Origin of the sequence: uncultured Sphingomonas sp., from assembly GCF_964237155.1 — a bacterium.
Classification (GTDB): Bacteria; Pseudomonadota; Alphaproteobacteria; order Sphingomonadales; family Sphingomonadaceae; genus Sphingomonas.
This window is the reverse complement of sequence record NZ_CAXSHH010000039.1, coordinates 1-24,152: the sequence shown is the minus strand read 5'-3', so window position 1 is coordinate 24,152 and position 24,152 is coordinate 1. Positions and strand designations below refer to the sequence as shown.

Annotated in this window: 36 protein-coding genes; 2 read left to right on the top strand and 34 right to left on the bottom strand. The window is 65.8% G+C overall.

Features of this window, described 5'->3' with window-relative positions; translation table 11 throughout:
• A partial coding sequence (locus ACFE71_RS09875) for a sulfate adenylyltransferase subunit 1 (RefSeq protein WP_375428617.1) occupies nucleotides 1–1,099 on the bottom strand: 1,099 nt, incomplete at its 3' end.
• Complete coding sequence (cysD, locus tag ACFE71_RS09870; protein WP_375428616.1) at nucleotides 1,099–1,995, bottom strand: sulfate adenylyltransferase subunit CysD; 897 nt, start codon at nucleotides 1,993–1,995, stop codon at nucleotides 1,099–1,101. The genes ACFE71_RS09875 and cysD, both read right to left, overlap by 1 nt.
• A gap of 197 nt (nucleotides 1,996–2,192) precedes the next feature.
• Here cysD and ACFE71_RS09865 point away from each other — a divergent pair, with 197 nt between their 5' ends.
• On the top strand, nucleotides 2,193–3,152 hold the full coding sequence (locus tag ACFE71_RS09865) for an alpha/beta hydrolase (protein WP_375428615.1): 960 nt from the start codon (nucleotides 2,193–2,195) through the stop codon (nucleotides 3,150–3,152).
• Nucleotides 3,153–3,161: 9 nt separating this feature from the next.
• Here the strand turns inward: ACFE71_RS09865 and ACFE71_RS09860 are convergent, their stop codons facing one another.
• The 4 genes from ACFE71_RS09860 to ACFE71_RS09845 all read right to left on the bottom strand — a co-directional run bounded on the left by ACFE71_RS09860 (nucleotide 3,162) and on the right by ACFE71_RS09845 (nucleotide 7,095).
• Nucleotides 3,162–4,442: an MFS transporter gene (locus ACFE71_RS09860; RefSeq protein WP_375428614.1), complete on the bottom strand. Its 1,281-nt coding sequence runs from the start codon at nucleotides 4,440–4,442 to the stop codon at nucleotides 3,162–3,164.
• 64 nt (nucleotides 4,443–4,506) lie between these two features.
• Nucleotides 4,507–6,060 carry a glutamine-hydrolyzing GMP synthase gene (gene guaA / locus ACFE71_RS09855; protein ID WP_375428613.1) on the bottom strand — a complete coding sequence of 518 codons (1,554 nt, stop codon included), beginning with the start codon at nucleotides 6,058–6,060 and terminating at the stop codon, nucleotides 4,507–4,509.
• Between the two features lie 150 nt (nucleotides 6,061–6,210).
• Complete coding sequence (gene rplQ / locus ACFE71_RS09850; protein ID WP_375428612.1) at nucleotides 6,211–6,633, bottom strand: 50S ribosomal protein L17; 423 nt, start codon at nucleotides 6,631–6,633, stop codon at nucleotides 6,211–6,213.
• Nucleotides 6,634–6,783: 150 nt separating this feature from the next.
• Nucleotides 6,784–7,095 carry a hypothetical protein gene (locus ACFE71_RS09845; protein ID WP_375428611.1) on the bottom strand — a complete coding sequence of 104 codons (312 nt, stop codon included), beginning with the start codon at nucleotides 7,093–7,095 and terminating at the stop codon, nucleotides 6,784–6,786.
• 76 nt (nucleotides 7,096–7,171) lie between these two features.
• On the opposite strand from ACFE71_RS09845, the gene ACFE71_RS09840 reads away from it, so the two are divergent.
• Nucleotides 7,172–7,618, top strand: coding sequence for a PilZ domain-containing protein (locus tag ACFE71_RS09840; RefSeq protein ID WP_375428610.1), 447 nt, complete (start codon nucleotides 7,172–7,174; stop codon nucleotides 7,616–7,618).
• Between the two features lie 242 nt (nucleotides 7,619–7,860).
• On the opposite strand, the gene ACFE71_RS09835 is transcribed toward ACFE71_RS09840, so the two are convergent.
• The 28 genes from ACFE71_RS09835 to ACFE71_RS09700 all read right to left on the bottom strand — a co-directional run.
• Entirely contained in the window at nucleotides 7,861–8,934 is a 1,074-nt protein-coding gene (locus tag ACFE71_RS09835; protein WP_375428609.1) for a DNA-directed RNA polymerase subunit alpha, read from the bottom strand.
• A 94-nt stretch (nucleotides 8,935–9,028) separates the two neighbouring features.
• Nucleotides 9,029–9,418 carry a 30S ribosomal protein S11 gene (rpsK, locus tag ACFE71_RS09830; RefSeq protein WP_375403538.1) on the bottom strand — a complete coding sequence of 130 codons (390 nt, stop codon included), beginning with the start codon at nucleotides 9,416–9,418 and terminating at the stop codon, nucleotides 9,029–9,031.
• Between the two features lie 71 nt (nucleotides 9,419–9,489).
• Nucleotides 9,490–9,858, bottom strand: coding sequence for a 30S ribosomal protein S13 (gene rpsM, locus ACFE71_RS09825; protein WP_375428608.1), 369 nt, complete (start codon nucleotides 9,856–9,858; stop codon nucleotides 9,490–9,492).
• Between the two features lie 155 nt (nucleotides 9,859–10,013).
• Nucleotides 10,014–10,709 (bottom strand): adenylate kinase, encoded by a 696-nt coding sequence (locus ACFE71_RS09820; RefSeq protein ID WP_375428607.1) that lies wholly within the window; start codon nucleotides 10,707–10,709, stop codon nucleotides 10,014–10,016.
• A gap of 44 nt (nucleotides 10,710–10,753) precedes the next feature.
• A complete protein-coding gene (gene secY / locus ACFE71_RS09815; RefSeq protein WP_375428606.1) occupies nucleotides 10,754–12,118 on the bottom strand; it encodes a preprotein translocase subunit SecY in 1,365 nt (454 codons plus the stop codon).
• 121 nt (nucleotides 12,119–12,239) lie between these two features.
• Nucleotides 12,240–12,773 carry a 50S ribosomal protein L15 gene (gene rplO, locus ACFE71_RS09810; RefSeq protein WP_375428605.1) on the bottom strand — a complete coding sequence of 178 codons (534 nt, stop codon included), beginning with the start codon at nucleotides 12,771–12,773 and terminating at the stop codon, nucleotides 12,240–12,242.
• A 134-nt stretch (nucleotides 12,774–12,907) separates the two neighbouring features.
• Nucleotides 12,908–13,087 carry a 50S ribosomal protein L30 gene (gene rpmD / locus ACFE71_RS09805; protein ID WP_375428604.1) on the bottom strand — a complete coding sequence of 60 codons (180 nt, stop codon included), beginning with the start codon at nucleotides 13,085–13,087 and terminating at the stop codon, nucleotides 12,908–12,910.
• A 5-nt stretch (nucleotides 13,088–13,092) separates the two neighbouring features.
• Nucleotides 13,093–13,917, bottom strand: coding sequence for a 30S ribosomal protein S5 (gene rpsE / locus ACFE71_RS09800; protein WP_375428603.1), 825 nt, complete (start codon nucleotides 13,915–13,917; stop codon nucleotides 13,093–13,095).
• A 3-nt stretch (nucleotides 13,918–13,920) separates the two neighbouring features.
• Complete coding sequence (gene rplR / locus ACFE71_RS09795) at nucleotides 13,921–14,277, bottom strand: 50S ribosomal protein L18 (RefSeq protein ID WP_375428602.1); 357 nt, start codon at nucleotides 14,275–14,277, stop codon at nucleotides 13,921–13,923.
• A complete protein-coding gene (gene rplF / locus ACFE71_RS09790; RefSeq protein ID WP_375428601.1) occupies nucleotides 14,277–14,810 on the bottom strand; it encodes a 50S ribosomal protein L6 in 534 nt (177 codons plus the stop codon). The genes rplR and rplF overlap by 1 nt, the downstream gene beginning before the upstream one ends.
• Nucleotides 14,810–15,205 carry a 30S ribosomal protein S8 gene (rpsH, locus tag ACFE71_RS09785; RefSeq protein ID WP_331005718.1) on the bottom strand — a complete coding sequence of 132 codons (396 nt, stop codon included), beginning with the start codon at nucleotides 15,203–15,205 and terminating at the stop codon, nucleotides 14,810–14,812. Before rpsH ends, rplF begins: the two co-directional genes overlap by 1 nt.
• Before the next feature lie 10 nt (nucleotides 15,206–15,215).
• The gene (gene rpsN, locus ACFE71_RS09780) at nucleotides 15,216–15,521 is read right to left on the bottom strand and encodes a 30S ribosomal protein S14 (RefSeq protein WP_375403528.1); all 306 of its coding nucleotides are present in this window, start codon (nucleotides 15,519–15,521) and stop codon (nucleotides 15,216–15,218) included.
• 150 nt (nucleotides 15,522–15,671) lie between these two features.
• Nucleotides 15,672–16,232, bottom strand: coding sequence for a 50S ribosomal protein L5 (gene rplE, locus ACFE71_RS09775; protein WP_375428619.1), 561 nt, complete (start codon nucleotides 16,230–16,232; stop codon nucleotides 15,672–15,674).
• A 43-nt stretch (nucleotides 16,233–16,275) separates the two neighbouring features.
• Nucleotides 16,276–16,593 carry a 50S ribosomal protein L24 gene (gene rplX, locus ACFE71_RS09770; protein ID WP_375428600.1) on the bottom strand — a complete coding sequence of 106 codons (318 nt, stop codon included), beginning with the start codon at nucleotides 16,591–16,593 and terminating at the stop codon, nucleotides 16,276–16,278.
• Entirely contained in the window at nucleotides 16,593–16,961 is a 369-nt protein-coding gene (gene rplN, locus ACFE71_RS09765) for a 50S ribosomal protein L14 (RefSeq protein WP_174291909.1), read from the bottom strand. The genes rplX and rplN overlap by 1 nt, the downstream gene beginning before the upstream one ends.
• Before the next feature lie 65 nt (nucleotides 16,962–17,026).
• Nucleotides 17,027–17,299: a 30S ribosomal protein S17 gene (rpsQ, locus tag ACFE71_RS09760; protein WP_375403525.1), complete on the bottom strand. Its 273-nt coding sequence runs from the start codon at nucleotides 17,297–17,299 to the stop codon at nucleotides 17,027–17,029.
• Between the two features lie 12 nt (nucleotides 17,300–17,311).
• A complete protein-coding gene (gene rpmC / locus ACFE71_RS09755) occupies nucleotides 17,312–17,515 on the bottom strand; it encodes a 50S ribosomal protein L29 (RefSeq protein ID WP_375403524.1) in 204 nt (67 codons plus the stop codon).
• Complete coding sequence (gene rplP, locus ACFE71_RS09750) at nucleotides 17,515–17,949, bottom strand: 50S ribosomal protein L16 (protein ID WP_375403523.1); 435 nt, start codon at nucleotides 17,947–17,949, stop codon at nucleotides 17,515–17,517. The genes rpmC and rplP overlap by 1 nt, the downstream gene beginning before the upstream one ends.
• 18 nt (nucleotides 17,950–17,967) lie before the next feature.
• Nucleotides 17,968–18,675, bottom strand: coding sequence for a 30S ribosomal protein S3 (gene rpsC / locus ACFE71_RS09745; protein ID WP_375428599.1), 708 nt, complete (start codon nucleotides 18,673–18,675; stop codon nucleotides 17,968–17,970).
• A complete protein-coding gene (gene rplV / locus ACFE71_RS09740; RefSeq protein ID WP_375428598.1) occupies nucleotides 18,675–19,052 on the bottom strand; it encodes a 50S ribosomal protein L22 in 378 nt (125 codons plus the stop codon). Before rplV ends, rpsC begins: the two co-directional genes overlap by 1 nt.
• Nucleotides 19,052–19,327, bottom strand: coding sequence for a 30S ribosomal protein S19 (rpsS, locus tag ACFE71_RS09735; RefSeq protein ID WP_375403520.1), 276 nt, complete (start codon nucleotides 19,325–19,327; stop codon nucleotides 19,052–19,054). The genes rplV and rpsS overlap by 1 nt, the downstream gene beginning before the upstream one ends.
• Nucleotides 19,328–20,167 (bottom strand): 50S ribosomal protein L2, encoded by an 840-nt coding sequence (gene rplB / locus ACFE71_RS09730; RefSeq protein WP_375428597.1) that lies wholly within the window; start codon nucleotides 20,165–20,167, stop codon nucleotides 19,328–19,330.
• 4 nt (nucleotides 20,168–20,171) lie between these two features.
• Nucleotides 20,172–20,483: a 50S ribosomal protein L23 gene (locus ACFE71_RS09725; RefSeq protein ID WP_375428596.1), complete on the bottom strand. Its 312-nt coding sequence runs from the start codon at nucleotides 20,481–20,483 to the stop codon at nucleotides 20,172–20,174.
• The gene (gene rplD, locus ACFE71_RS09720; protein WP_375428595.1) at nucleotides 20,476–21,102 is read right to left on the bottom strand and encodes a 50S ribosomal protein L4; all 627 of its coding nucleotides are present in this window, start codon (nucleotides 21,100–21,102) and stop codon (nucleotides 20,476–20,478) included. Before rplD ends, ACFE71_RS09725 begins: the two co-directional genes overlap by 8 nt.
• A 2-nt stretch (nucleotides 21,103–21,104) precedes the next feature.
• Nucleotides 21,105–21,866 carry a 50S ribosomal protein L3 gene (gene rplC / locus ACFE71_RS09715; RefSeq protein WP_375428594.1) on the bottom strand — a complete coding sequence of 254 codons (762 nt, stop codon included), beginning with the start codon at nucleotides 21,864–21,866 and terminating at the stop codon, nucleotides 21,105–21,107.
• Between the two features lie 198 nt (nucleotides 21,867–22,064).
• Nucleotides 22,065–22,373 carry a 30S ribosomal protein S10 gene (gene rpsJ / locus ACFE71_RS09710; protein ID WP_033921125.1) on the bottom strand — a complete coding sequence of 103 codons (309 nt, stop codon included), beginning with the start codon at nucleotides 22,371–22,373 and terminating at the stop codon, nucleotides 22,065–22,067.
• 158 nt (nucleotides 22,374–22,531) lie between these two features.
• Nucleotides 22,532–23,722 (bottom strand): elongation factor Tu, encoded by a 1,191-nt coding sequence (tuf, locus tag ACFE71_RS09705; RefSeq protein WP_375428593.1) that lies wholly within the window; start codon nucleotides 23,720–23,722, stop codon nucleotides 22,532–22,534.
• A 267-nt stretch (nucleotides 23,723–23,989) separates the two neighbouring features.
• Nucleotides 23,990–24,152: hypothetical protein (locus tag ACFE71_RS09700; RefSeq protein WP_375428618.1), on the bottom strand; the 163-nt coding region annotated here is incomplete at its 5' end.

Genomic DNA, 24,152 nt, shown 5'->3' with positions numbered 1-24,152 from the left:
TGGGCTGCGCCACCTGCGCCGTCACCGTCTGCGTCGCCAGCTTCAGCCAGTATCCCCGCCCCGGCAACATCGGCGTGTCGTCCATCCACACGATGGTCGCCTCGAACTGATCAGCAACCTCCGACGGATCGCCCGCCGCCGCCAGCACGTCCCCGCGCGAGCAGTCGACCTCGTCCGCCAGCGTCAGCGTCACCGCCCGCCCCTCCTCCGCTTCTTCCAGGTCGCCATCGAACGTCACCACCCGCGCGACGGTCGTGGTCCGCCCCGACGGCAGTACCCTGACCGCGTCGCCCGGCTTGACCGACCCGCCCGCCACCGTCCCCGCGAAGCCTCGAAAGTCGAGGTCGGGCCGGTTCACCCATTGTACCGGCATCCGGAACGGCCGCGCAGCTTCCGCGTCGACCTCGACCGTCTCCAGATACCCGAGCAACGCGGGACCGTCATACCACGGCATGTTCGCCGAGGGGCCGATCACGTTGTCTCCCCGAAAGCCCGAGATCGGGATCGCGGTCGCCGGAGCCGCGCCGATCCCCTCCGCGAACGCCGCATAGTCCACGACGATCGCCTCGAACCGCGCCCGGTCCCACCCGACCAGGTCCATCTTGTTGACCGCCAGCACGATCTGGCGCACCCCCAGCAGATTGACCAAGTACCCGTGCCGCCGCGTCTGGGTCAGCACGCCCTTGCGCGCATCGACCAGGATCACCGCCAGGTCGGCGGTCGACGCGCCTGTCACCATGTTACGCGTATACTGCTCGTGCCCCGGCGTGTCCGCGACGATGAACTTGCGCCGCGCTGTCGCGAAATACCGATAGGCGACGTCGATCGTGATCCCCTGTTCGCGCTCCGCCGCCAGCCCGTCCACCAGCAGCGCGAAGTCGATCTCCGCCCCTTGGGTCCCGACCCGCGCCGAGTCCGCCTCCAGCGCCGCCATCTGATCGTCGAACACCGCCCGCGTATCGTGCAGCAACCGCCCGATCAGCGTCGATTTGCCGTCATCGACCGACCCGCAGGTGATGAACCGCAACAGCGACTTGTCCTCATGCGCCCGCAGGAACGCGTCGATGTCGGGAATGGTCACCTTCTCCCTCACCTTCATCAGAAATACCCGTCCTGCTTCTTGCGCTCCATGCTCGCCGCGCCTTCGCCATCGATCGCCCGCCCCATCCGCTCGGATGTGGTCGTCGCCAGCATCTCCGCGATCACCGCATCCAGCGTCGCCGCCGCGCTCTCCACCGCCCCCGTCAGCGGATAGCAGCCGAGCGTCCGGAACCGGATCGACCGCGCCACCGGCAGCTCCCCGGCCCGCAACCGGAACCGCTCGTCGTCCACCATCAGCAGCATCCCGTCCCGCTCCACGGTCGGCCGCATCGCCGCGAGATAGAGCGGCACGATCTCCAGCCCCTCGCGCCGGATATACTGCCACACATCCAGCTCGGTCCAATTCGACAGCGGAAACACCCGCATCGACTCCCCCGCCGTCACCCGCGCGTTGTACAGGCGCCATAATTCCGGCCGTTGCCGCTTGGGATCCCAACGGTGGCTCGCCGTCCGGAACGAGAACACCCGCTCCTTGGCCCGGCTCTTCTCCTCGTCCCGCCGCGCGCCCCCGAATGCCGCGTCGAAACGCCCGGCATCCAGCGCCTGCTTCAACCCCTCCGTCTTCCACAGGTCGGTATGGAGGCTTCCATGGTCGAACGGGTTGATCCCGCGGGCCAGCGCGTCCGGATTGCGGTGGACGATCAACCGCATCCCCGCCTTCGCCGCCGCGCGCTCGCGCACGGCGTACATCTCCCGGAACTTCCAAGTCGTATCGACATGCAGCAGCGGGAACGGCGGCGCGGCGGGGAAGAACGCCTTCCTCGCCAGATGCAGCATCACCGCCGAATCCTTCCCCATCGAATAAAGCATCACCGGCCGCGCCGCCTCCGCGACGACCTCGCGCAGGATGTGGATGCTCTCGGCCTCCAGCCGATCGAGATGCGTCAGCGTCATGCGGCCGGGATAGCGCCCCCGCCCGCCCCCGCCATCCCGCGATTGCTAACCGCCCACCAAGCCCAGCTTCGCCCCAATTCCTCCCCGGAACGGAGAGGGGGACCGCCCGCCCCCCTGGGCGAGTGGTGGAGGGGCACGCCGCTTGCCACCGACCCGACCCCGCCCCATGCTTCCGACCGAATGCAGGGAGGTCCGGAGTGGAACGAACACAGGTCGAGAACGGCGATATCGCGCTTAACGTTCTTCTGGACGGTCCAGCCGACGGCCCGCACCCGCCGATCCTGTGCGTCCATGGCTGGCCCGAACTCGCTCATAGCTGGCGGCACCAGATCACGCATTTCGCGGGGCTGGGCCATCGCATCGCCGCGCTCGACGTCCGCGGCTACGGCGACAGCTCCAAGCCGCACGCCATCGCCGCCTACGCCATGGCCGAGCTCTGCGCCGACGTCGCCGCCGTCATCGACCATTTGGGCGGTCGCGCGATCCTGTTCGGCCACGACTGGGGCGCCCCCATCGTCTGGCAGACGGCGGTCCGCCATCCCGAACGCGTCGTCGCGGTCGCGGGGCTAAGTGTTCCGTACAACCCAATGGACGACCGCTTCTTCCTCGACCTCATGGATAAGGTCTATGTCGACAGGTTCTTTTACCAGCTTTATTTCCAGGCGGAGGGCGTCGCCGAGGCCGAGTTCGCCGCCGACCCCGACGCGCTGCTCAAGATCTACTGGGGCATCTCGGGCGAGGGAGTCGCCCACGCCTTCCGGCGGCACAAGACACGCGCCGACAAGTTCCTGACCGGCATGCCCTTGCCCGAGCACCTTCCCGCATGGCTCAGCGCGCAGGACCTAGCCCTGTATAACGACGCGTTCGCCAGGGGCGGCTGGCGCGGTCCCCTCAACCGCTATCGCGCGCAACGCCTCGATTGGGAGGCCCGCGCGCCGGTCGAGGGCCTCCGCATCGCCCAGCCCGCCTGCTTCGTCGCCGGGACGCTCGACCCCGTCCGCCGCTTCATTCCCGGCCACGACACCTACGCGAACGCCACCGCGCATCTCGACGACCCGCGCGGTGTCACCCTGATCGAGGGGGCCGGCCACTGGGTCCAGCAGGAACGCCCCGCCGAGGTCAACGCCGCGCTGGAGGCGTTCGTCCGCGGCTTGTGACGGGACCGCTCAGGCGCGCGCCGGCCGTGTCTCCGGCAAGGTGAGCAGGACGGGCAACGCGCAGGCCGCCACGGCCGCGATCATCGCGCCCGGCACCGGCGGCCACCCGGTATGCTCGATCAGAAGCTGCGCGATAAGAGGCGTCAGCCCGCCGAAGATCGCGGTCGCCGTCGTCGCGCCTAACGCCAGCCCCGTCATGCGCCCCTCGCCCGGCAGCAGCTCGGCCGTGGCGACCGCGCCCACCGCGCTCACGCCGCCGCCCATGCCCGCCAGCACGACCGCGCCCAGGATCGCGGCCGATGGATCACCGCCCGCCATCAGCGCGAACATCGCCGCCGGCAGGACGATCGCGCTCGCGCACAGGGCGAGCAGGACCGGCTTCCGCCCCCACCGGTCGGACAGCATCCCCGTCGCGGGCGTCACCAAGATCACGACCGCCGCCGCGACCGTGGACAGCCACAGCGATCGCCCCTCGCCTGATCCGCCCACCGAGGTCAGAAAGGCGGGAATATAGGTGATCCCGACATAGTAGGTGATCGACCCCAGCGCCGAGATCGCGAAGCCGCGCGCGATCGCGGGACGCTGCGCCCCGAGCGCATGGCGCACCGGGTCTTTCGGCACGGTTCCACGCGCGCGTTGCCGGTCGAACTCGGGCGACTCCTCCATCCACGACCGCAAGACCCACACGCCCGCCGCCAGCGCCGCGCCGACGAGGAATGGGATACGCCACCCCCACGCGTCCAACGCCGCCGTTTCGAGCGACCCGACCGTCAGTGCGGCCGTGGCTGCCGCCAGCAGCGCGCCGATCTCGCTCGCCGCCGCCGCGCCCGAGGTGACGAGCCCGCGCCGGTCGCGCCGCGCCCCCTCCAGCAGATACGCGACCACGCCCGTATATTCGCCGCCCACTGAAAAGGACATCACGCACCTGAGCGCCAGCAGCGCCCCCGCCGCGCCCGGCCCGACCTGCGCGCGGGTGGGAAGCAGCGCGGTCGCCAGCATCGCCGCGGTCATCAGCGCCATCGACAGGAGCATCGCCGCGCGCCGGCCGTACCGGTCGCCGATCGACCCGAACGCCAGCGCACCCAGCGGCCGCAGCAGGTACGACACCGCGAACGCGGCCAACGTGACGGCGAGCGACCCCGCGACCCCGCCGAAGAACACGCGCGACAGGATCGTCGCCATATAAAGGTACAGGGTGAAATCGTACCACTCCACCATCGTGGAGAAGGCGGCGAGCGCCAGCGACCGTCGCGACACGCCGGAGACTCCGGGATCGCGGATAGCCGTCATCGCGGCGGCTTGCGCCGTCCAGCGGCCAGGCCGCGACCATGCCCCGCATGGTCGCGGGCCCCGGTCATTCCCACTCGATGGTTCCGGGCGGTTTCGACGTGTAGTCGTACACCACCCGGCTCACCCCGCGCACCTCGTTGATGATCCGCGTCGTCACCCGCGCCAGGAAGCCGCCCGGGAACTCGAACGCCTCTGCTGTCATCCCGTCGGTCGACGTCACCGCGCGCAGGCCCAGCACCCAATCGTACGTTCGCGCATCGCCCATCACGCCCACCGTGCGCACGGGCAGCAGCACCGCGAAGGCCTGCCAGATCGCGTCATACAGCCCCGCCGCCCTGATCTCCTCCAGATAGATCGCGTCCGCACGGCGTAGGATGTCGCACCGCTCGCGCGTCACCTCGCCCGGGATGCGGATCGCGAGGCCCGGGCCGGGGAAGGGATGCCGCCCCACGAACGTGTCGGGAAGTCCCAGCTCGCGCCCCAGCACGCGCACCTCGTCCTTGAACAGTTCGCGCAATGGCTCGACCAGCTTCATGTCCATGCGCTCGGGCAGGCCGCCGACATTATGGTGGCTCTTGATCGTAACCGACGGCCCACCGGTGAAGGACACGCTCTCGATCACGTCCGGATAGAGCGTTCCCTGCGCCAGAAACCCGGCCCCGCCGACCTTCCTCGCCTCGTCCTCGAACACGTCGATGAACGTCTTGCCGATGAATTTGCGCTTGGCTTCCGGGTCGGCGATTCCCGCCAGCCCGTTCATGAACAACGTCACCGCGTCCACATGGACCAGCGGGATGTTGTAATGCCCGCGGAACAGCGACACCACCTGCTCCGCCTCGCCCGCGCGGAGCAGGCCGTGGTCGACGAACACGCAGGTCAGCTGCTCGCCGATCGCCTCATGGATCAGCACCGCCGCCACCGCGGAGTCCACGCCTCCCGACAAGCCGCAGATGACGCGTCCCCCGCCGACTTGCGCGCGAATGTCGGCGGTCTTGGCCGCCCTGAACTCCGCCATCGTCCAGTCGCCTGCCAGCCCGCACACATGCCGCGCGAAATTGGCGATCAGCTTCGCGCCGTCGGGCGTATGCGCCACCTCCGGATGGAACTGCATCGCGTAGATGCGCCTGGCATCGTCGGCGATGACCGCGTACGGCGCGCCCGCGCTCGCCGCGACCGAGCGAAAGCCGGGGGCGAGCGCGGCGACATGGTCGCCGTGACTCATCCACACCCGGTGCCGCTCGCCCTCGCTCCAAACCCCGTCGAACAACGCGCACCCGTCCGCGACGTCGACGAAGGCCGAGCCGAACTCGCCGCTCATCCCCCGCTCCACCGACCCGCCCAGTTGCGCCGTCAGCGCCTGCTGCCCGTAACAGACGCCAAGCATCGGCAGCCCGCTATGCAGTATCGTGTCGGGTATCCGGGGCGACTCCGTATGTGCCACCGATGCCGGCCCGCCCGACAGGATCACCCCCGCTGGCCGGATTCTCGCGAACGCCTCGGCGGCGATGTTGAAAGGCACGATCTCGGAATAGACCCCCGCCTCGCGCACCCGTCGCGCGATCAGCTGCGTGACCTGGCTGCCAAAATCGACGATCAGGATGGTGTCGGGATGGTTCATGACGCGGCTCTAGTCAGCACGTCGCCCGGACGGAAGAGCCCCATTCTTCTCCCTTCCCGTTCGCGGGATGGGCTGCGGGAGGGTCGTCCACGAGCACGGTCCCCACCCAGGCCCTTCTCCGACCCCTCCCGTAAACGGGAGGGGAGAGTATCACGCCGCTTCGCTGTAATCCTCGTCCGTCATCACCGGACCCGAGTCCTGCCCCTTCGCCGACACATCACGGTCGACGAATTCGATGATCGCGATCGGCGACGCGTCCGAGAGGCGAATGCCCGCCTTGATGACGCGCGTATAGCCGCCGTTCCGGTCGGCGTAACGCGGCCCGATCACGTCGAACAACTTCACCAGCTGAGCATCGTCAAGCAGCCGCGCGTGCGCCAACCGCCGGTTCGACAAACCACCGCGCTTGGCCAGCGTCACCAGCTTCTCGACATATGGCCGAAGCTCCTTGGCCTTGGCGACCGTCGTGGTGATCTGCTCATGCTTGATCAGCGCCGCCGCCATGTTCCGGAACAGGGCGAGGCGATGGGCGGAGGTACGCTGCAGCTTACGGCCGCCGACGCGATGGCGCATGTTATGGTCCTTCGGTTCGTTCGACGCCCGTGCAAGGTAGCGTCGGCCGGGCGGAGGAACCGCCCAGAAGCTTGCGTCTACACCTGATGCGGGCTCGAAAGTCAAGCGAGCCTACCCCGGCCTTCCCGCCTCCGGCATCCGCCCCGACCCCTACTCTCCCATGCTGACCCGCACCCGCCTGCCGGTGGGCACCCCTTCCACCCCGTCCAGCTCAGCCAGCAGATCGGCGAATGCATGGTCGTCCGTCACCGGGAATTGTCGCAGGAAACCCGTTCCCAACACCTCGAGATCGCGCCTCGTCAGAAATCCGACGGCAACGATCCGGTTGTTCGCCCGGTGGTCCGCCCGGTCGTCCGTCATGCCCGTTCTCCCGTTCCATCGGGCAGGAAACCAGCGAACGGTAAAAATGGTGGCAATCATTATGCCTGCGGCACGAACAAACGCATCGGCCACCGTGGTCAATGATATGCGCTTGGTAACAGGTCCGTTAATGCTTAGGCCGTACCGTCTCAGCTTGCCCCTCCAAACAACTAAAGCCATGAAACAGGACGAACACGACCCGGCGACGCCTGCTCCCGCTCCGGACGATCTTACGGCGCGCAGCCCGCGCCAACAGGTCTTGCTCGGCGCGGAGATCGGCGGCTTCGGCGGCGGCACGCCGACCAAGCACCGGATCAAGGACCTGTCGACGACCGGCGCGCGCGTCGATCGCGCGGGATCGCTTAGGCCGGGGTCGACCGTGCTGGTCTCGGTCGGCGTGCTCGCGGCGATTGGCGCGACCGTGGTCTGGGTCAAGGACGACGCGGCGGGCCTGCGGTTCGCCGAGCCCATCGATCCGGATGCCGCGCGGTCCAAGACCTTCGTCGCGCCAAAGACCACGTCCGGCGCGGGCCCAGCCCCGGGATCGACCGCCCGGGCACCGGGTCCCGTTGCGACCGCCGGCTGGGTCGGGACGATGGCGAACCCGTATCGTCGCCGGCATTGACGTCCGCGTCACGCGCGTGATTACGCGGCAAGCGTGGGCACCCGGGCGCGGCGGCGCATCGCCATGCCGATCATCCCGAACCCGGCGATCACCATCGCCCATGTCCCACACCGGCATCGTCTATAAGCGCCGCGGCTTTCGCTACGGGGCTTTTCTCGACCAGGCCGATGTCGCGGTCGCACCCGCTCCCCGCCGGCCAGGCTTGCGCGGTCTTCGGGTCAGCTATGCTGATCCGGTGCGGCTCAGCCCATGATCTCCTGCTCGAGCTTCTTGGCCATCTCCTCGATGTTCTCCGGCGGCCAGCCCGGGATCTCCATCCCCAGCCGTAGGCCCATCGACGACAGCACCTCCTTGATCTCGTTCAGCGATTTGCGACCGAAATTCGGCGTCCGCAGCATCTCCGCCTCGGTCTTGCCCACCAGGTCACCGATATAGATGATGTTGTCGTTCTTCAGGCAGTTCGCCGACCGCACCGACAGCTCCAGCTCATCAACCTTCTTCAGAAGATAGCGATTGATCTGTTGCGTGTCGCCGACCGGCTCGACCGCACCGCCCATCGCCGACGGCATCGCGTGACCGATCGGGGCCGCGCGATGGACCACCTGACCCTCCTCGAACTGCACGAAGAGGGCTAGCTGGTCCTGCAGGATACGGCCGGCGTAACCGACCGCGTCCTCGGGGCTGACCGTCCCGTTGGTCTCGACCGTCAGCGTCAGCTTGTCGTAATCCAGATCCTGGCCGACGCGCGTCGGATCGACCTTGTAGCTGACCTGGCGTACCGGCGAATACAGCGCATCCACCGGGATCAGCCCGATCGGCGCATCCGCCGGCCGGTTCGCGATCGCGGGGACGTAGCCCTTACCCGTGTCGGCGGTCAGCTCCATGTTCAGGGTCGCGCCCTCGTCCAAGTGGCACAGCACCAGATCCTTGTTCATGATCTCAATGTCGCCCGACACCGCGATGTCGCCGGCCTTGACCTCGCCCGGCCCAGTCGCCGCCAGCTGAAGTCGCTTGGGGCCTTCGCCCTGCATGCGGATCGCCAGCTGCTTCACGTTCAGGACGATGTCGGTCACGTCCTCGCGCACGCCCGCGAGCGAGGAGAATTCGTGCAACACGTTCTCGATCTTGATCGACGTCACTGCCGCGCCCTGGAGCGAGGACAAGAGCACGCGGCGCAGCGCGTTACCCAGAGTCAGCCCGAAGCCGCGCTCCAGCGGCTCGGCCACGAACGTCGCCTTGCGCTTTCCGTCGCCTCCGCGCTTTTCGAGACCGCTGGGCTTCTTGAGCTCCTGCCAGTTCTTTGCGTTGACAGCCATTTGCTTCCCCTGATTTGGGAGCCGGACGAACGGACGCCGCCGGCCATGAGAACGGCCCGCGGCGTTTGTTAAGCGACGCTGCGGGCAGGAAAGTTCAGACGCGACGCCGCTTGGACGGGCGCACGCCGTTATGCGGGATCGAGGTCACGTCGCGGATCGATGTGATCTGAAACCCGACGGCCTGGAGCGCGCGAAGCGCCGACTCGCGGCCGGAACCCGGACCCTTGACCTCGACCTCGATCGTACGGACGCCGTGTTCGGCGGCCTTCTTGCCCGCGTCCTCGGCGGCGACCTGTGCGGCGTAGGGCGTCGACTTGCGGCTGCCCTTGAAGCCCATCGTGCCGGCGGACGACCACGAGATCGTGTTGCCCTGCGCGTCGGTGATGGTGATCATGGTGTTGTTGAACGACGCGTTCACATGCGCGACGCCCGACGTGATGTTCTTGCGTTCACGACGCTTGATGCGCTGCGGGGCCTGAGCCATTTCGTAATCCTAACCTTGAAAGCCGTATCTGAAGAATGGGGGAGCAGGCCGCGCGCAAACGCGGCTGCGGCTCACTTCTTCTTGCCGGCGATCGGCTTGGCCTTGCCCTTGCGGGTGCGGGCGTTGGTGTGCGTACGCTGGCCGCGTACGGGCAGGCCCCGGCGGTGACGCAGGCCGCGATAGCAGGCCAGGTCCATCAAGCGCTTGATGTTCATCGCGGTGGTGCGGCGCAGGTCGCCTTCGACCTGGTGATCGGCGTCGATCGCCTCGCGGATCTGCAGCACTTCCTGATCGGTCAGGTCCTGCACGCGCCGCTCGGGCACGATGCCGAGCTTGGTCGTGATCTGTTCGGCCTTGGAAGGCCCGATCCCGTGAATATACGTCAGCGCGATCACGACGCGCTTGTTCGATGGAATGTTGATACCGGCGATACGTGCCATGAAATGCTTCTCCTAGCTCCACGGGGTCGGCATGGCCGCACGCACCCCATATCGTCGCAATTACTCCGAACGCACGATCGCGGCGGACGCGTACGAGCGCCGCCGTTCACCAGCCTGTCGGAGTAGGGCGCATCTAAGTCCCGCGACGAGGCGTGTCAACCGCGCGCCGGAACCGAAACGCTGCCCGGACGTGCTCGATCGGTCCGCTCGGCCAGGATCGCCCCGATCGCGCTACCGACCATCTCCATGTCCGCCATGCCGTCCACTCGCCGGACCAGCCCGCGCGCTTCGTAGATCGGCAGGATCGGCGCCGTCTTCGCTCGGTACTCGGCCATGCGGGTGCCGACGGTCTCGGCGTTGTCGTCCGGCCGCCGTTTGAATGCATGCGCGCCGCAGGCGTCGCACGTCCCGACGACGACGGGCGACTTGAAGCGATCATGATAGCCCGCGCCGCAATTCGCGCAGGTATACCGCCCGACCACCCGCTCGATCAGCGCCGCCTCGTCCACCTCCAGCTCGATCACCCAGTCCAGCGCGCGTCCGCGTTCCAACAGCAGCAAGTCGAGCGCGTCCGCCTGCGCGGCTGTTCGAGGATAACCGTCGAAGATTACCCCTTCCGCCGTATCCGCCTTATCGAGCCGCTCGCCGATCAGCGCGGAGACGATGGCATCCGATACGAGCTCGCCCGCCTCCATCACCGCCTTGGCCTGGAGCCCGACGGGCGTTCCCGCCTTGACGGCCGCACGCAGCATATCGCCAGTCGACAGCTGCGCCATGCCGCGCTCTGCGACCAGGCGCGCCGCCTGCGTACCCTTGCCCGCCCCCGGCGGCCCCAACAGGATGATGTTCACGCGGACGGTTCCCCCCACTTCGTAATCAGGCGCTGACCGCCGACTTAGCGCAGGCGACCGCCCTTGAGCTTCGCCTTTTTGATCAGGTCGCCATATTGGTGCGCCAGCAGGTGCGACTGGATCTGCGTCACCGTGTCCATCGTCACGTTGACGACGATCAGCAGGCTGGTCCCGGCCAGCAGGAACGGGATGCCCAGCGCCGCGGTGATGTACTCGGGCAATAGGCAGATCGTCGTCAGGTACGCCGCCCCGATCACGGTGATTCGCGTCAGCACGTAATCGAAATACGTCTCGGTGTTCTTGCCCGGCCGGATGCCGGGCACGAACCCGCCATACCGCTTCAGGTTCTCCGCCGTCTCCTCCGGGTTGAACACCACGGCCGTGTAGAAGAATGAAAAGAAGATGATCCCCGCGCCATACAGCAGCATGTACAGCGGCTGCCCGTGCTGGAGATACTGGTTCAGCCCGATAATGAAATCGCCCCACGCGCTCTCGCCCGCGATCCGCTGGCCGGCGAACTGGCTGACCGTCAGCGGCATCAGCAACAACGAGGAGGCGAAGATGGGCGGTATCACGCCCGCCGTGTTGATCTTGAGCGGCAGGTGGCTGCGGTCCGCCTGCATCCCGCGCTGCGTCTGGCGCTTGGGATACTGGATCAGGATGCGGCGCTGCGCCCGCTCCATGAAGCAGATGAACAGCACGAGCGCGATCACGAGCAGGACGATGCCGATGATCCGGATCGGGTCGAGCGATCCCGAACGCCCGCCCTCCAACAACTGCACCAACGTCGTCGGCAGGCTCGCCACGATCCCCGCCATGATGATCAGCGATACGCCGTTGCCGATGCCCCGGCTGGTGATCTGCTCGCCCAGCCACATCAGGAACATGGTGCCGCCGACGAGCGAGATGACGGCGGCGACACGGAACGTGATCCCCGGCTCGATCACCGCCTGCACGCCCTGCGTCGCGCCCAACGCCTCCAGCCCGACCGCGATGAAGTAACCCTGGATCGCGGTCAGCCCGACCGTGCCGTAACGGGTATATTGGTTCAACCGCTTGCGCCCGCTCTCCCCCTCCTTCTTGATCGCCCCCAACGTCGGCGACAAGCTGGTCGCCAACTGCACCACGATCGACGCGGTGATGTATGGCATGATGCCGAGCGCGATCAGCGACATCCGGCTGAGCGCGCCGCCCGAGAAGGTGTTGAAGAAGTCGAGCACCCCGCCCTGCGTCTGCTGGTTCAACAGCCCCAGCGCGGTCGGATCGATCCCCGGCAGCGGTACGTAGGACAACAGCCGGAACACGATCAGCGCGCCGATCGTGAACCACAACCGCTTTTTGAGGTCGGTCGCCTTGGCGAACTTGGCGAGGTTCAGGCCTTGCGCCATCCGGTCGGCTGAGGTCGCCATGCGTAGGTGGTATCCTGGAAACGAAGACGGCGGGATGGGTCGCGACCCATCCCGCCGTCATATAAGCGCACCCGGGCGCTTGTCTAATCCGCTCCGTCTCCGGAGCGGACGGCGGATCGGATCAGGCCGTGCGCGACGCGATGCGGGCCGCGCGGACCTTGCCCTTCTTGGCCGCGGCCTTCTCGGCCGCCGGGATCAGCGTCGGCACCTCGACCGAACCGCCCGCCGCCTCGACGGCGGCACGCGCACCGGCCGACACGCCCTGGACCAGGAAGTTCAGCTTGGTCGTGATCGCGCCCTTGCCGAGCAAGCGGACACCGTCCTTGCCGCCGCGAGCCAGCCCCGCCGCTTTCAGCATGGCGTGATCGATCGTCGCATCCGCACCGAGCTTGCCCGCGTCGAACGCCTTCTGGATCGCGCCCAGATTGACCTCGGCGTAATCGGTCGCGAAGATGTTGTTGAAGCCGCGCTTTGGCAGCCGCATGTGGAGCGGCATCTGACCGCCCTCGAAGCCGGCGATGGACACGCCCTCGCGGCTTTTCTGGCCCTTCTGGCCACGTCCGCCGGTCTTGCCCTTGCCCGAGCCGATACCGCGTCCGACGCGCATCTTGCTCTTACGCGCGCCCTCATTGTCGCGCAGGTCGTTCAAGTTCATGTCGTGCACTCGCTTTCGCTTTTGTCGCGCTGTTCTCCCTCTCCCCCACGGGGAGAGGGCCGGGGAGAGGGGCAGGCGCAGGTGCTTGAAACAGCCCCTCTCCCCAACCCTCTCCCATGAAGTGGAGGAGGGAGCTAGCCCTCCACCACCTCGACCATGTGCTGCACCTTGCGGATCATGCCCCGGATCTCGGGGCTGTCCTCGAGCTCGCTGACCCGGTGCATCTTGTTAAGCCGCAGCCCGACCAGCGTCGCGCGCTGGTCGGAAGTACGGCGAATGGGCGAACCCGTCTGCTTGATCTTGATGGTCGCCATCATGCTTACTCCGTCACCATCACGGCTTCCGCCTCGGCGGTCGCCGCGCCGCCCGGCCCGCGGCCGAGCAGGTCGGCGATCTTCTTGCCGCGACGCTGCGCCACCGCCTTCGGGCTGGTCTGGTCGCCCAGCGCCTGGAAGGTCGCGCGGATCATGTTGTAGGGGTTGGACGTGCCCACCGACTTGGTCACCACGTCGGCGACGCCCAGTGACTCGAAGATCGCCCGCATCGGACCGCCGGCGATGATGCCCGTCCCCTGCGGCGCGGCGCGGACCGTGACGCGCCCTGCACCGAAATGCCCGTTCGCGTCATGATGCAACGTGCGCCCGTCACGGAGCGGCACGCGGACCATCGCCTTCTTAGCGGCGGCGGTCGCTTTCGAAATCGCCTCCGGCACTTCGCGCGCCTTGCCGTGACCAAAGCCGACCCGGCCCTTGCCGTCACCCACCACGACCAGAGCCGCGAAGCCGAAGCGCTTGCCGCCCTTCACCGTCTTGGACACGCGGTTGATGTGGACCAGTTTCTCGATCAGCTCCTCGCCGCCATCGTCCGACCCGGGGCCGCCACGGCCGCGATTGTCGCGCCCACGACCGCCGTCGCGACCGCCGCGGTTGCCGCCCGGGCCGCCGCCGCGCCCACGATTGCCGCCCGGGCCGCCGCCGGGACCACCACGGCCGCGACCACCGCCGCCTCCGCCCTGGTAACCGCCGCCACCGCCGCCTTGATACCCGCCGCCGGGACCGCCCGTGTTGCCGGCCGGAGCCGCACCGGCCGCATCCTGCGGCGCGTTTTCGGAACCGGTGGTCGGCTGGTTGTTGTCGTCAGCCATGTCTTAGAACTCCAATCCGGCTTCGCGCGCGGCTTCCGCCAGCGCCTTGACGCGTCCGTGGAACAGGAAGCCGCCACGGTCGAACACGACCTGCGTCACGCCCGCCGCTTTCGCCGCCTCCGCCACGCGCCGACCGACGCCGGCCGCCGCGTCCATGTTCGCGCCCGACACCGCCTTGGCATCGGTGGTCAGCGTCGACGCGGCCGCGACCGTGCGGCCCTCGGCGTCGTCGATGATCTGCGCGTAGATGTGCTTGCCCGAACGATGCACCGACAGCCGCGGCCGCACGCCCGTCCGCGAACGGAGCGCGGTACGGTTGCGGCGCCGCCGTTTCTCGAAGAGGGAAAGTCCCTTAGTCATCACTTCTTCTTCCCTTCCTTACGGAAGATGAACTCACCGGCATACTTGATACCCTTGCCCTTGTAGGGCTCGGGCTTGCGCCAGCGACGGATCTCGGCGGCCAATTGACCCACCTTCTGCTTGTCGGCGCCGCTAATCTCAATCGTCGTGTTGTCCGGCGTCTTGACCTCAAGGTCCGTCGGCACATCGATGTTGACGTCGTGGCTATAGCCCAGTTGCAGCTTCAGGTTGCGTCCCTGCGCCGCGGCACGGTAGCCGACGCCCGTGATCAGCAGTTTCTTGGTGAAACCGTCGGTCACGCCCGTCACCAGATTCTGAACCAGCGTCCGCTGCATGCCCCAGAATGCCCGAGCCTGCTTGCTGTCGTTCGCCGGCTGCACCGAGATGCCGCCATCGTCGAGCGTATAGCTGATCTCGTCCCGGAGGCTGAGGCTCAGCGTCCCCTTGGGACCCTTCACGCTCAGCTGCCCGTCGGCGATATTAGCGGTGACGCCGGCCGGAACCGTAACCGCCCTTTTACCGATGCGGCTCATCAGAACACCTCCGCCAAGACTTCGCCGCCGACATTCTGCTCGCGCGCCTCGGCGTCCGAGAGCACGCCGCGCGGCGTCGACACGATGGTGATGCCTAGGCCGTTCATCACACGGGGAAGCGCTTGGCTTCCCGAATAGACACGCCGGCCGGGCTTGGACACGCGGGCCACATGCTTGATCGCGGGCTGGCCCTCGAAATACTTCAGCTCGACGCGCAAGCCCGCCGCGGGGCCCATCTGCTCTTCGCTATAACCGCGAATGTAGCCCTCGCGCTGGAGCACGTCGAGCACGCGGACGCGCAGCTTGGACGCGGGCGTCAGGACGGAGTCCTTCTTCGCGCGCTGCCCGTTGCGGATGCGGGTGAGCAGGTCACCCAGGGGATCGGTCACTGCCATGAGTGTATCCTTACCAGCTCGACTTGGTGACGCCGGGGATCATGCCCTTATTGGCGAGATCGCGCAGCATGACGCGGGCGAGGCGGAACTTGCGGTAATAGGCGCGCGGACGTCCCGTGACCTCGCACCGGTTACGAATGCGCGTCGGGTTCGCATTTCGCGGCAACTCGGCCATCTTCAGCCGGGCGATCAACCGCTCGCCATCGTCTAGCGACTGGTCGTTGGCCTTCGCCTTCAGCGCCGCATACTTCGGCGCATATTGCTTCACCATCGCCTTGCGACGGTTGTTCTTATTGATCGAACTCAGTTTCGCCATGGACTTAAGCTCTCTTCTTCTTTCTCCCTCCCCCGCTTTGCGGGAAAGGGCCGGGGAGAGGGACTGTTCAGAGAACCCTCACGATGTGATTGAGAGAGGAACACACTGCCCTCTCCCCGACTCCCTCCCGCAAGCGGGAGAGAAAGCTAACTACGCCGCCTTCTTCTCGGCGACTTCTTCCTCGATCGGGAACGGGAAGCCGAACAACCGGAGCAGCTCGCGCGCCTCGTCGTCCGTCTTCGCCGTGGTGGTCACGATCACGTCCATGCCGCGCACCTTGTCGACGCGGTCGTAGCTGATCTCGGGGAACACCAGCTGTTCCTTCAAGCCGCAGGCGTAATTGCCGCGACCGTCGAAGCTCTTGGGATTCAGCCCGCGAAAGTCACGGACCCGGGGAAGCGCGATCGTGATGAACCGATCCAAGAACTCGTACATGCGCTCGCGACGCAGCGTCACCTTGACGCCGATCGGCATGCCCTCACGCAGCTTGAATTGCGCGATCGACTTCTTGGCCTTGGTGATCACCGGCTTCTGGCCAGCGATCAGCTCCATCTCGGACGCGGCCTGATCAACGCGCTTCTTGTCTTGAGTCGCCTCGCCCACGCCCATATTAAGGACGATCTTATCAAGCCGCGGGATCTCGAGCTTGTTCTTATAACCGAACTTCTCGGTCATCGCGGCGACGATGCGATCGTTGTAGATCGCCTGCATGCGCGGGATATACACGTTCCCCGCCTGCTTGACATCGGTCTGCTCAACCATTGATCACGTCCCCCGTCTTCACGGCCACACGGACCTTCTTGCCGTCGCGCTCCTCGAAGCGGACGCGGGTCGCCTTGCCGTCGGCGGTCACATGCGAAACCTTCGACACGTGCAGCGCCGCCTCGACGCGCTCCAGGCCACCCTGCGGGTCGGCCTGGCTCGCCTTGCGATGCTTGGTGGCGATGTTGACGCCACCGACAATCACCTTGTCCAGCTTGGGCATGGACGCGGTCACCGTGCCGGTACGCCCCTTGTCCTTGCCCGACAGGACGATGACCTGATCGCCTTTCTTGATACGCGCGGATGCCATCACAGCACCTCCGGCGCGAGCGAGATGATCTTCATATGCTTCTTGCCGCGAAGTTCGCGTACGACCGGGCCGAAGATACGGGTGCCGATCGGCTCCTCGTTCTTGTTGACCAGCACCGCCGCGTTCGAGTCGAACCGGATGGTCGACCCGTCGGCGCGGTGAATGTCCTTGGCGGTGCGCACGATGACGGCGCGGTGGACGTCGCCTTTCTTCACGCGGCCGCGCGGCTGCGCTTCCTTGATCGATACGACGATAATGTCGCCGACACCCGCAACACGGCGCTTGGAACCCCCAAGCACCTTGATGCACTGGACCCGCTTCGCGCCGCTATTGTCCGCGACGTCGAGATTGGACTGCATCTGGATCACTGATCCGCTTCCTTCTCACTATGGGGTGGATACCGACCCAGCCCCGCCTTCAGAAACGACGCTTTTCAGGCGTCGACGTCGACCCGCTCGGGAGTCGCATGGGTGTTCACCCGATCAACGACCTTCCAGGTCTTCAGCTTGCTGATCGGCGCGGTCTCCTCGATCCGCACCGTCTCGCCCGCCTTGAACTCGTTCTGCTCGTCATGAGCATGGTACTTCTTCGAGCGACGAATGATCTTGCCATAGAGCGGGTGCTTGACCTTGCGCTCCACGTTCACAACCACCGTCTTCTCGCCCTTGTCGGACACGATCAGCCCGGTCAGCATGCGCTTCGGCATGTCCCTAAATCCTTACTTGGCCGACGCGGCGCTGGAGCGCTGCGCCTGCATGGTCTTGATCCGCGCGATGTCCCTTCGAACCTCGCGCACGCGGCTGGGCTTCTCCAGCTGGTTGGTCGCGGCCTGGAAGCGCAGGTTGAACTGCTCGCGCTTCAGTTCGCCAAGCTTCTCGCTCAACTGGTCCTCGGACTGGCCGACGAAATCCTTCTGCGCCATCACTCACCTCCCAGGTGGGACGTATCGCCCAGACGGGCAACTACCTTGACCTTGATTGGCAGCTTCATCGCCGCCCGCTCAAACGCCTCCGCGGCGATCTGGCCCTCGACCCCGTCCAACTCGAACAAGATACGACCCGGCTTGACCCGCGCCGCCCAGAACTCTGGCGAGCCCTTGCCCTTACCCATCCGGACCTCGGCGGGCTTGGACGATACCGGTACATCGGGGAAAATCCGGATCCACAACCGTCCCTGACGTTTGATGTGACGCGTGATCGCGCGACGGGCCGCCTCGATCTGCCGCGCGGTGATGCGGTCCGGCTCCATCGCCTTCAGCCCATACGAGCCGAAATTCAGCGCGGTGCCTCCCTTGGCGTCGCCGTGAATGCGTCCCTTGAACGCCTTCCGGAACTTGGTCTTCTTCGGTTGCAGCATGATTGGTGTCCCTGCCCCTTAACGGCGGTCGTCGCGCGCGGGGCGCACGCCGGAGGTCTGAGCTTCCATCATCAGACGGTCGGTCGACATCGGGTCGTGACCCAGGATCTCGCCCTTGAACACCCAGACCTTGACGCCGCACACTCCGTAAGACGTATGCGCCTCGGCCTCGGCGTAATCGATGTTCGCGCGGAGCGTATGCAACGGCACACGACCTTCACGATACGATTCCGACCGCGCGATCTCCGCGCCGCCGAGCCGACCGCCGCAAGCGACGCGGATGCCCTCGGCGCCAAGCCGCAAAGCGGACTGAACGGCGCGCTTCATCGCCCGGCGGAACGCGATACGGCGCTCCAGCTGATCGGCGATGCCCTGCGCGACCAGCCGCGCGTCGACCTCGGGCTTGCGGATCTCGACGATATTCAACGACACGTCCGACGCGGTCATCCCACCGATCGTCTTGCGCAGCCGCTCGATGTCCGAGCCTTTCTTGCCGATGATCACACCCGGGCGCGCGGCGAAGATCGAGATGCGGCACAGCTTGGCCGGACGCTCTATCACTACCTTTGATATCGCCGCCTGCGGCAACGACTTCATGATATACGACCGGATCTTCAGGTCCTCCTGAAGCAGCCGGCCATAATCCGCGCCCTCGGCGAACCAGCGGCTGTCCCAGGTGCGGTTGATCTGCAGGCGCAGGCCAATCGGGTTGCTCTTCTGACCCATTATGCTTCTTCCTGCTCGCGCACGATGATGCGCAGACGGCTGAACGGCTTGAGGATGCGGGTCGACTTACCGCGGCCGCGCGTGGCAAACCGCTTCATGGTGATCGACTTGCCCACGCTCGCCTCCGACACGACGAGCGCGTCGACGTCGAGATTATGGTTGTTCTCCGCATTAGCGATCGCCGAGGCGAGCACCTTACGCGCATCAACGGCCATGCCCTTGGTCGAGAATTGCAGGATGTTCATCGCATCGCCCGCCTTTTTGTTGCGGATGAGCGCCGCGACCAGGCCGAGCTTCTGCGCAGAGCCGCGAATCTGCGTGCCGACCGACAAGGCTTCCTTGTCGCCGACCTTGCGGGGGGATTTCGGCTTGGACATCAGCGCTTGCCCTTCTTATCGGCTGAGTGGCCGGGGAAGTAGCGCGTGGGCGCGAACTCGCCGAGCTTCATGCCAACCATGTCCTCATTGACCGACACCGGCACGAACTTGCGCCCGTTATAGACGGAGAATGTCAGGCCGACGAACTGCGGCAGGATCGTCGAGCGGCGCGACCAGGTCTTGATCGGCGCACGCGCGTTGGCATCCTGAGCGGTTTCCGCCTTCTTCAGGAGATGCAGGTCGACGAACGGACCCTTCCAGACTGAACGAGGCATTTAGCCCTTCCTTTTCGTCGAATGACGCGACCGGATGATCATCTTGTCGGTCGACTTATTATGACGTGTACGCGCGCCCTTAGTTGGCTTGCCCCACGGCGTGACCGGATGACGGCCGCCCGAAGTGCGGCCCTCGCCGCCGCCATGCGGATGGTCGACCGGGTTCTTGGCCACGCCGCGCGTCAGCGGGCGCTTGCCCATCCAGCGACTGCGGCCGGCCTTGCCGAAATTCTGGTTCTGGTTGTCAGGGTTCGATACCGCACCCACCGTCGCCATGCATTCACCGCGAATATAGCGCTGCTCCCCCGAAGTGAGCCGCACAATTACCATGCCGCGGTCACGCCCAACGACCTGGACGTAGGTCCCAGCCGAACGCGCAATCTGGCCACCTTTGGCGGGCTTCATCTCGACGTTGTGGACGATAGTGCCAACGGGCATTTGCCCCAGTTCCATCGCATTACCCGGCTTCACATCGGTCTTCTTGCCCGCGATCACTTTGTCACCAACACCTAACCGCTGCGGCGCCAGGATATAGGCAACCTCATCGTCTGGATAGCGGATCAACGCGATAAAGGCGGTACGGTTCGGATCGTACTCCAGCCGCTCGACCGTACCCTCCACGTCCCACTTGCGCCGGACAAAATCAACGTAGCGATAACGCTGCTTGTGACCGCCCGCGATGCCACGGCTGGTCACGTGACCCTTGTTGTTGCGGCCGCCCGACTTCCGCTTGCCTTCGGTCAACGCCTTGACGGGCGATCCCTTCCAGAGCGTCGAGCGGTCGATCAGGACCAGCGCACGCTGCGAAGGCGTGGTCGGATTATATTGCTTGAGCGCCATCGCCTCAGATCCCCGTGGTAACGTCGATTGATTGGCCTTGGCCCAGCGTCACGATCGCCTTCTTCATGTCGGAGCGCTGGTACGGCGCGCCCTTCCACTTCTTGGTCTTGCCCTTTTGTACGATCGTGTTGACACCGATCACGGTCACGCCGAACAGTGTCTCGACCGCAGCCTTGATCTGCGGCTTGGTCGAGTCCTGCGAAACGCGAAAAACGACCGCATTGTGCTCAGACACGAGCGTCGCCTTTTCGGTAATGTGGGGCGCGACGATCACATCGTAATGGCGCGGGTCCACCGCACCCTGCTGCTTAGCCATTGAAACGCGCCTCCAGCTTCTCGACAGCGGCGCGCGTCAGCACCAGCGTGTCAGCCTTGATGATGTCGTACACGTTCGCGCCGACCGCCAGGAGGATATTCACCTCATGCAGGTTGCCCGCCGCGAACGCGAAGCTAGTGTCGACCATGTCGCCGTCGATCACCAACGCGCGCTTGCCGAAGCCAAGCTTGGCTAAATCGCCCTTCAGCGTCTTCGTCTTGCCGCCTTCGACCGCGAGCGAGTCCATGATCACTAACGATCCCGCCTTGGCATGGCTCGACAACGCCATCTTCAATCCCAGCGCGCGAACCTTCTTGTTCAAGCTCGGGTCGAAGTCGCGGACACGGGCGCCATGTGCTTTGCCGCCGCCGACGAAAATCGGCGCGCGCCGATCGCCATGACGCGCGGTGCCGCCACCTTTCTGGCGACCCAGCTTTTTGCCGGTGCGCGCCACGTCGGCACGCTCGCGAGTGCCGCGCGCGGTCGCACGGCGCTTCTCGAGCTGCCAGGTGACGACGCGGTGCAGGATGTCCGCGCGCGGATCCAGGCCAAAGACATCATCATTCAACTCGATGTCAGCCGCATCGGTGCCGGCGAAGGACTGTACCTTGATTTGCATGATCAGCCCTCCTGGCCGTCGATCGTGGTCACATCGACCGTCTGCTCCATAGACGTATCCGCCGCATCATCGACAAGCGTGTTGGTATCTGCGGCCTTCAGGCCCGCCGGATACGGCGCGTCCGCATGGCGCGCTTCCTTGATCGCGTCCTTAACGAACAGCCAGCTGCCCTTCGATCCGGGAACTGAGCCTTTCACGAAGATCAACCCACGCTCAATGTCGGTGCCGACGATCTCAAGGTTCTGCTGGGTGCGATACTTGTCGCCCATATGCCCGGCCATCTTCTTATTCTTGAAGACTTTGCCTGGATCCTGGCGCTGACCGGTCGAACCGAGCGAGCGATGCGACACCGAGACGCCGTGCGTCGCGCGCAGGCCGCCAAAGTTCCAGCGCTTCATACCGCCGGCGAAGCCCTTGCCCTGCGTTCGGCCCTGGATATCGACATATTGCCCGGCGACGTAATGATTGGCCGACAGCTCGGCCCCGACATCGAGCAGTGCATCGCCGTCGACGCGGAACTCGGCGAGGATCGCCTTAGGCTCAACCTCCGCCTTGCCGAAATGGCCACGCTGCGGCTTGGAAAGGTTCTTGGCCTTGGCGCTTCCGGCGCCGAGCTGGACGGCGGTATAGCCATCACGAGTTTCTTCGCGAACGGAGACGACCTGCACGCCATCGAGTTGCAAGACCGTGACGGGCACATGCCGGCCGTCGTCCTGGAACAGGCGGGTCATCCCCAACTTCTTCGCGATCACGCCGGTGCGCATGATCCATACTCCTTACAGAGGCACGCCGGACCATTCCGACGTGCATGTAGCCCGGTATGCAAAAAACGGCCCCGTCCCGGGCTGGCTGCTTCCACAAGGAAGCATGACGGGAGACGCTGTCCCGACGGCGAACCGTCGGCGGTATCTCGATGTCGTAACTCTCGCGGAACCGATCGATCCTCTGCGAGAACGCTAGCCTTAGGCCAGCTTGATCTCGACGTCAACGCCCGCAGCGAGGTCCAGCTTCATCAGCGCATCGACCGTTTGTGGCGTCGGCTGCACGATGTCGAGCAGGCGCTTGTAGGTGCGAGTCTCAAACTGCTCGCGCGACTTTTTGTCGATGTGAGGCCCACGGTTGACCGTGAACTTGTCGATGTGCGTCGGCAGTGGGATCGGGCCACGGATCAGCGCGCCGGTGCGGCGCGCGGTGTCGGCTATGTCACCGGCGGCTTGGTCGAGCACGCGGTGATCGAACGCCTTCAAGCGAATGCGGATGTTGTTGTCCATTGAACCCTACCGATGCGAAAGAGCGGGCCGCTCAGCGGCTCTATCTGATTGAACGAAATCACTGGAGATCGGGGACGCGGAACGCCCGGGCCTCTTACTAAAAGTAAAAGCCGGCCTCGGTCGCCCAAGGCCGGCCCTAACTCAGATCGGCGCGGATACTACTTGGTGATGCCGCTGACAACCCCGGCACCGACGGTTCGGCCACCCTCGCGAATCGTGAAGCGCTGGCCGACGTCCATCGCGATCGGCGCGATCAGCTTGATGCCGAGCGCGACGTTGTCGCCGGGCATGACCATCTCGGTACCCTCGGGCAGCTCGACGGTGCCGGTCACGTCGGTGGTGCGGAAGTAGAATTGCGGGCGATAGTTGGCGAAGAACGGAGTGTGACGACCGCCCTCCTCCTTCGACAGCACATACACCTCCGACGAGAAGTCGGTGTGCGGCTTGATCGTGCCCGGTTTGCACAGCACCTGACCGCGCTCGACGTCCTCACGGCCCACGCCTCGGATCAGCGCGCCGACATTGTCGCCCGCCTGACCCTGGTCGAGCAGCTTACGGAACATCTCGACGCCCGTGACCGTGGTCTTGCGGGTGTCGTTGATGCCGACGATCTCGACTTCCTCGCCGACCTTGACGATGCCGGTCTCGACGCGGCCGGTGACGACCGTGCCGCGACCCGAGATCGAGAACACGTCCTCGATCGGCATCATGAACGGCTTGTCGAGCGGACGCTCGGGCTGCGGGATGTAGCTGTCGACCGCCTCCATCAGCTTCAGCACGGCGTCATGGCCGATCTCGGGCGTCTTGTCCTGGAGCGCGGCGACCGCCGAACCCTGGATGATTGGAATGTCGTCACCCGGGAACTCATAGGACGACAGCAGCTCGCGGATTTCGAGCTCGACGAGCTCGAGGATCTCGGCGTCGTCGACCAAGTCGACCTTGTTCATGAACACGACCATCGCGGGCACGCCGACCTGGCGCGCGAGCAGGATGTGCTCGCGGGTCTGCGGCATCGGGCCGTCGGTCGCCGACACCACCAGGATCGCGCCGTCCATCTGCGCGGCGCCCGTGATCATGTTCTTGACGTAGTCCGCGTGGCCCGGGCAATCGACGTGCGCGTAGTGCCGCGCCTCCGTCTCATACTCGACGTGGGCGGTCGAGATCGTGATGCCGCGCTCGCGCTCCTCGGGCGCCTTGTCGATGTTGTCGTACGACGTGTAGGTCGCGCCGCCGGTCTCGGCCAAAACCTTGGTGATCGCCGCCGTCAGCGACGTCTTGCCATGGTCCACGTGACCGATCGTGCCGATGTTGAGGTGCGGCTTGTTCCGCTCGAACTTCTTCTTCGCCATGTTTCCTACCTTCTGGGATCAGTATCGGGGAACCGCCGGGGACCCGCGCGAACGCGGCCCCATAGCGGGTGGATTTCATTAACGCCAGCGGGTTCCGGCTCCGGCTCCGCCGCCTGTCTCATCGCTCCGGATTTGATCCAAAATCCCGCTTCGAGGGGCCGGCGGACAGCGGAGTAAATCCGCTGTTTCGTCGAACGGGTCCACTACGTGGCCCGCCGACCAGCCTTGCGGCATCTCGAGGCCAAGTCGCCTTGACCCGGTGCGCCTTCAGGCCAGCTTAGCCTTGACCTCGTCCGCGACGTTGGCCGGGACCTCATCGTAATGCGAAAATTGCATCGAGTACTGAGCGCGCCCCTGCGTGAACGAACGCAGCTGGTTCACGTAGCCGAACATGTTCGCCAGCGGCACCATCGCCTCGACCGTCTGCGCG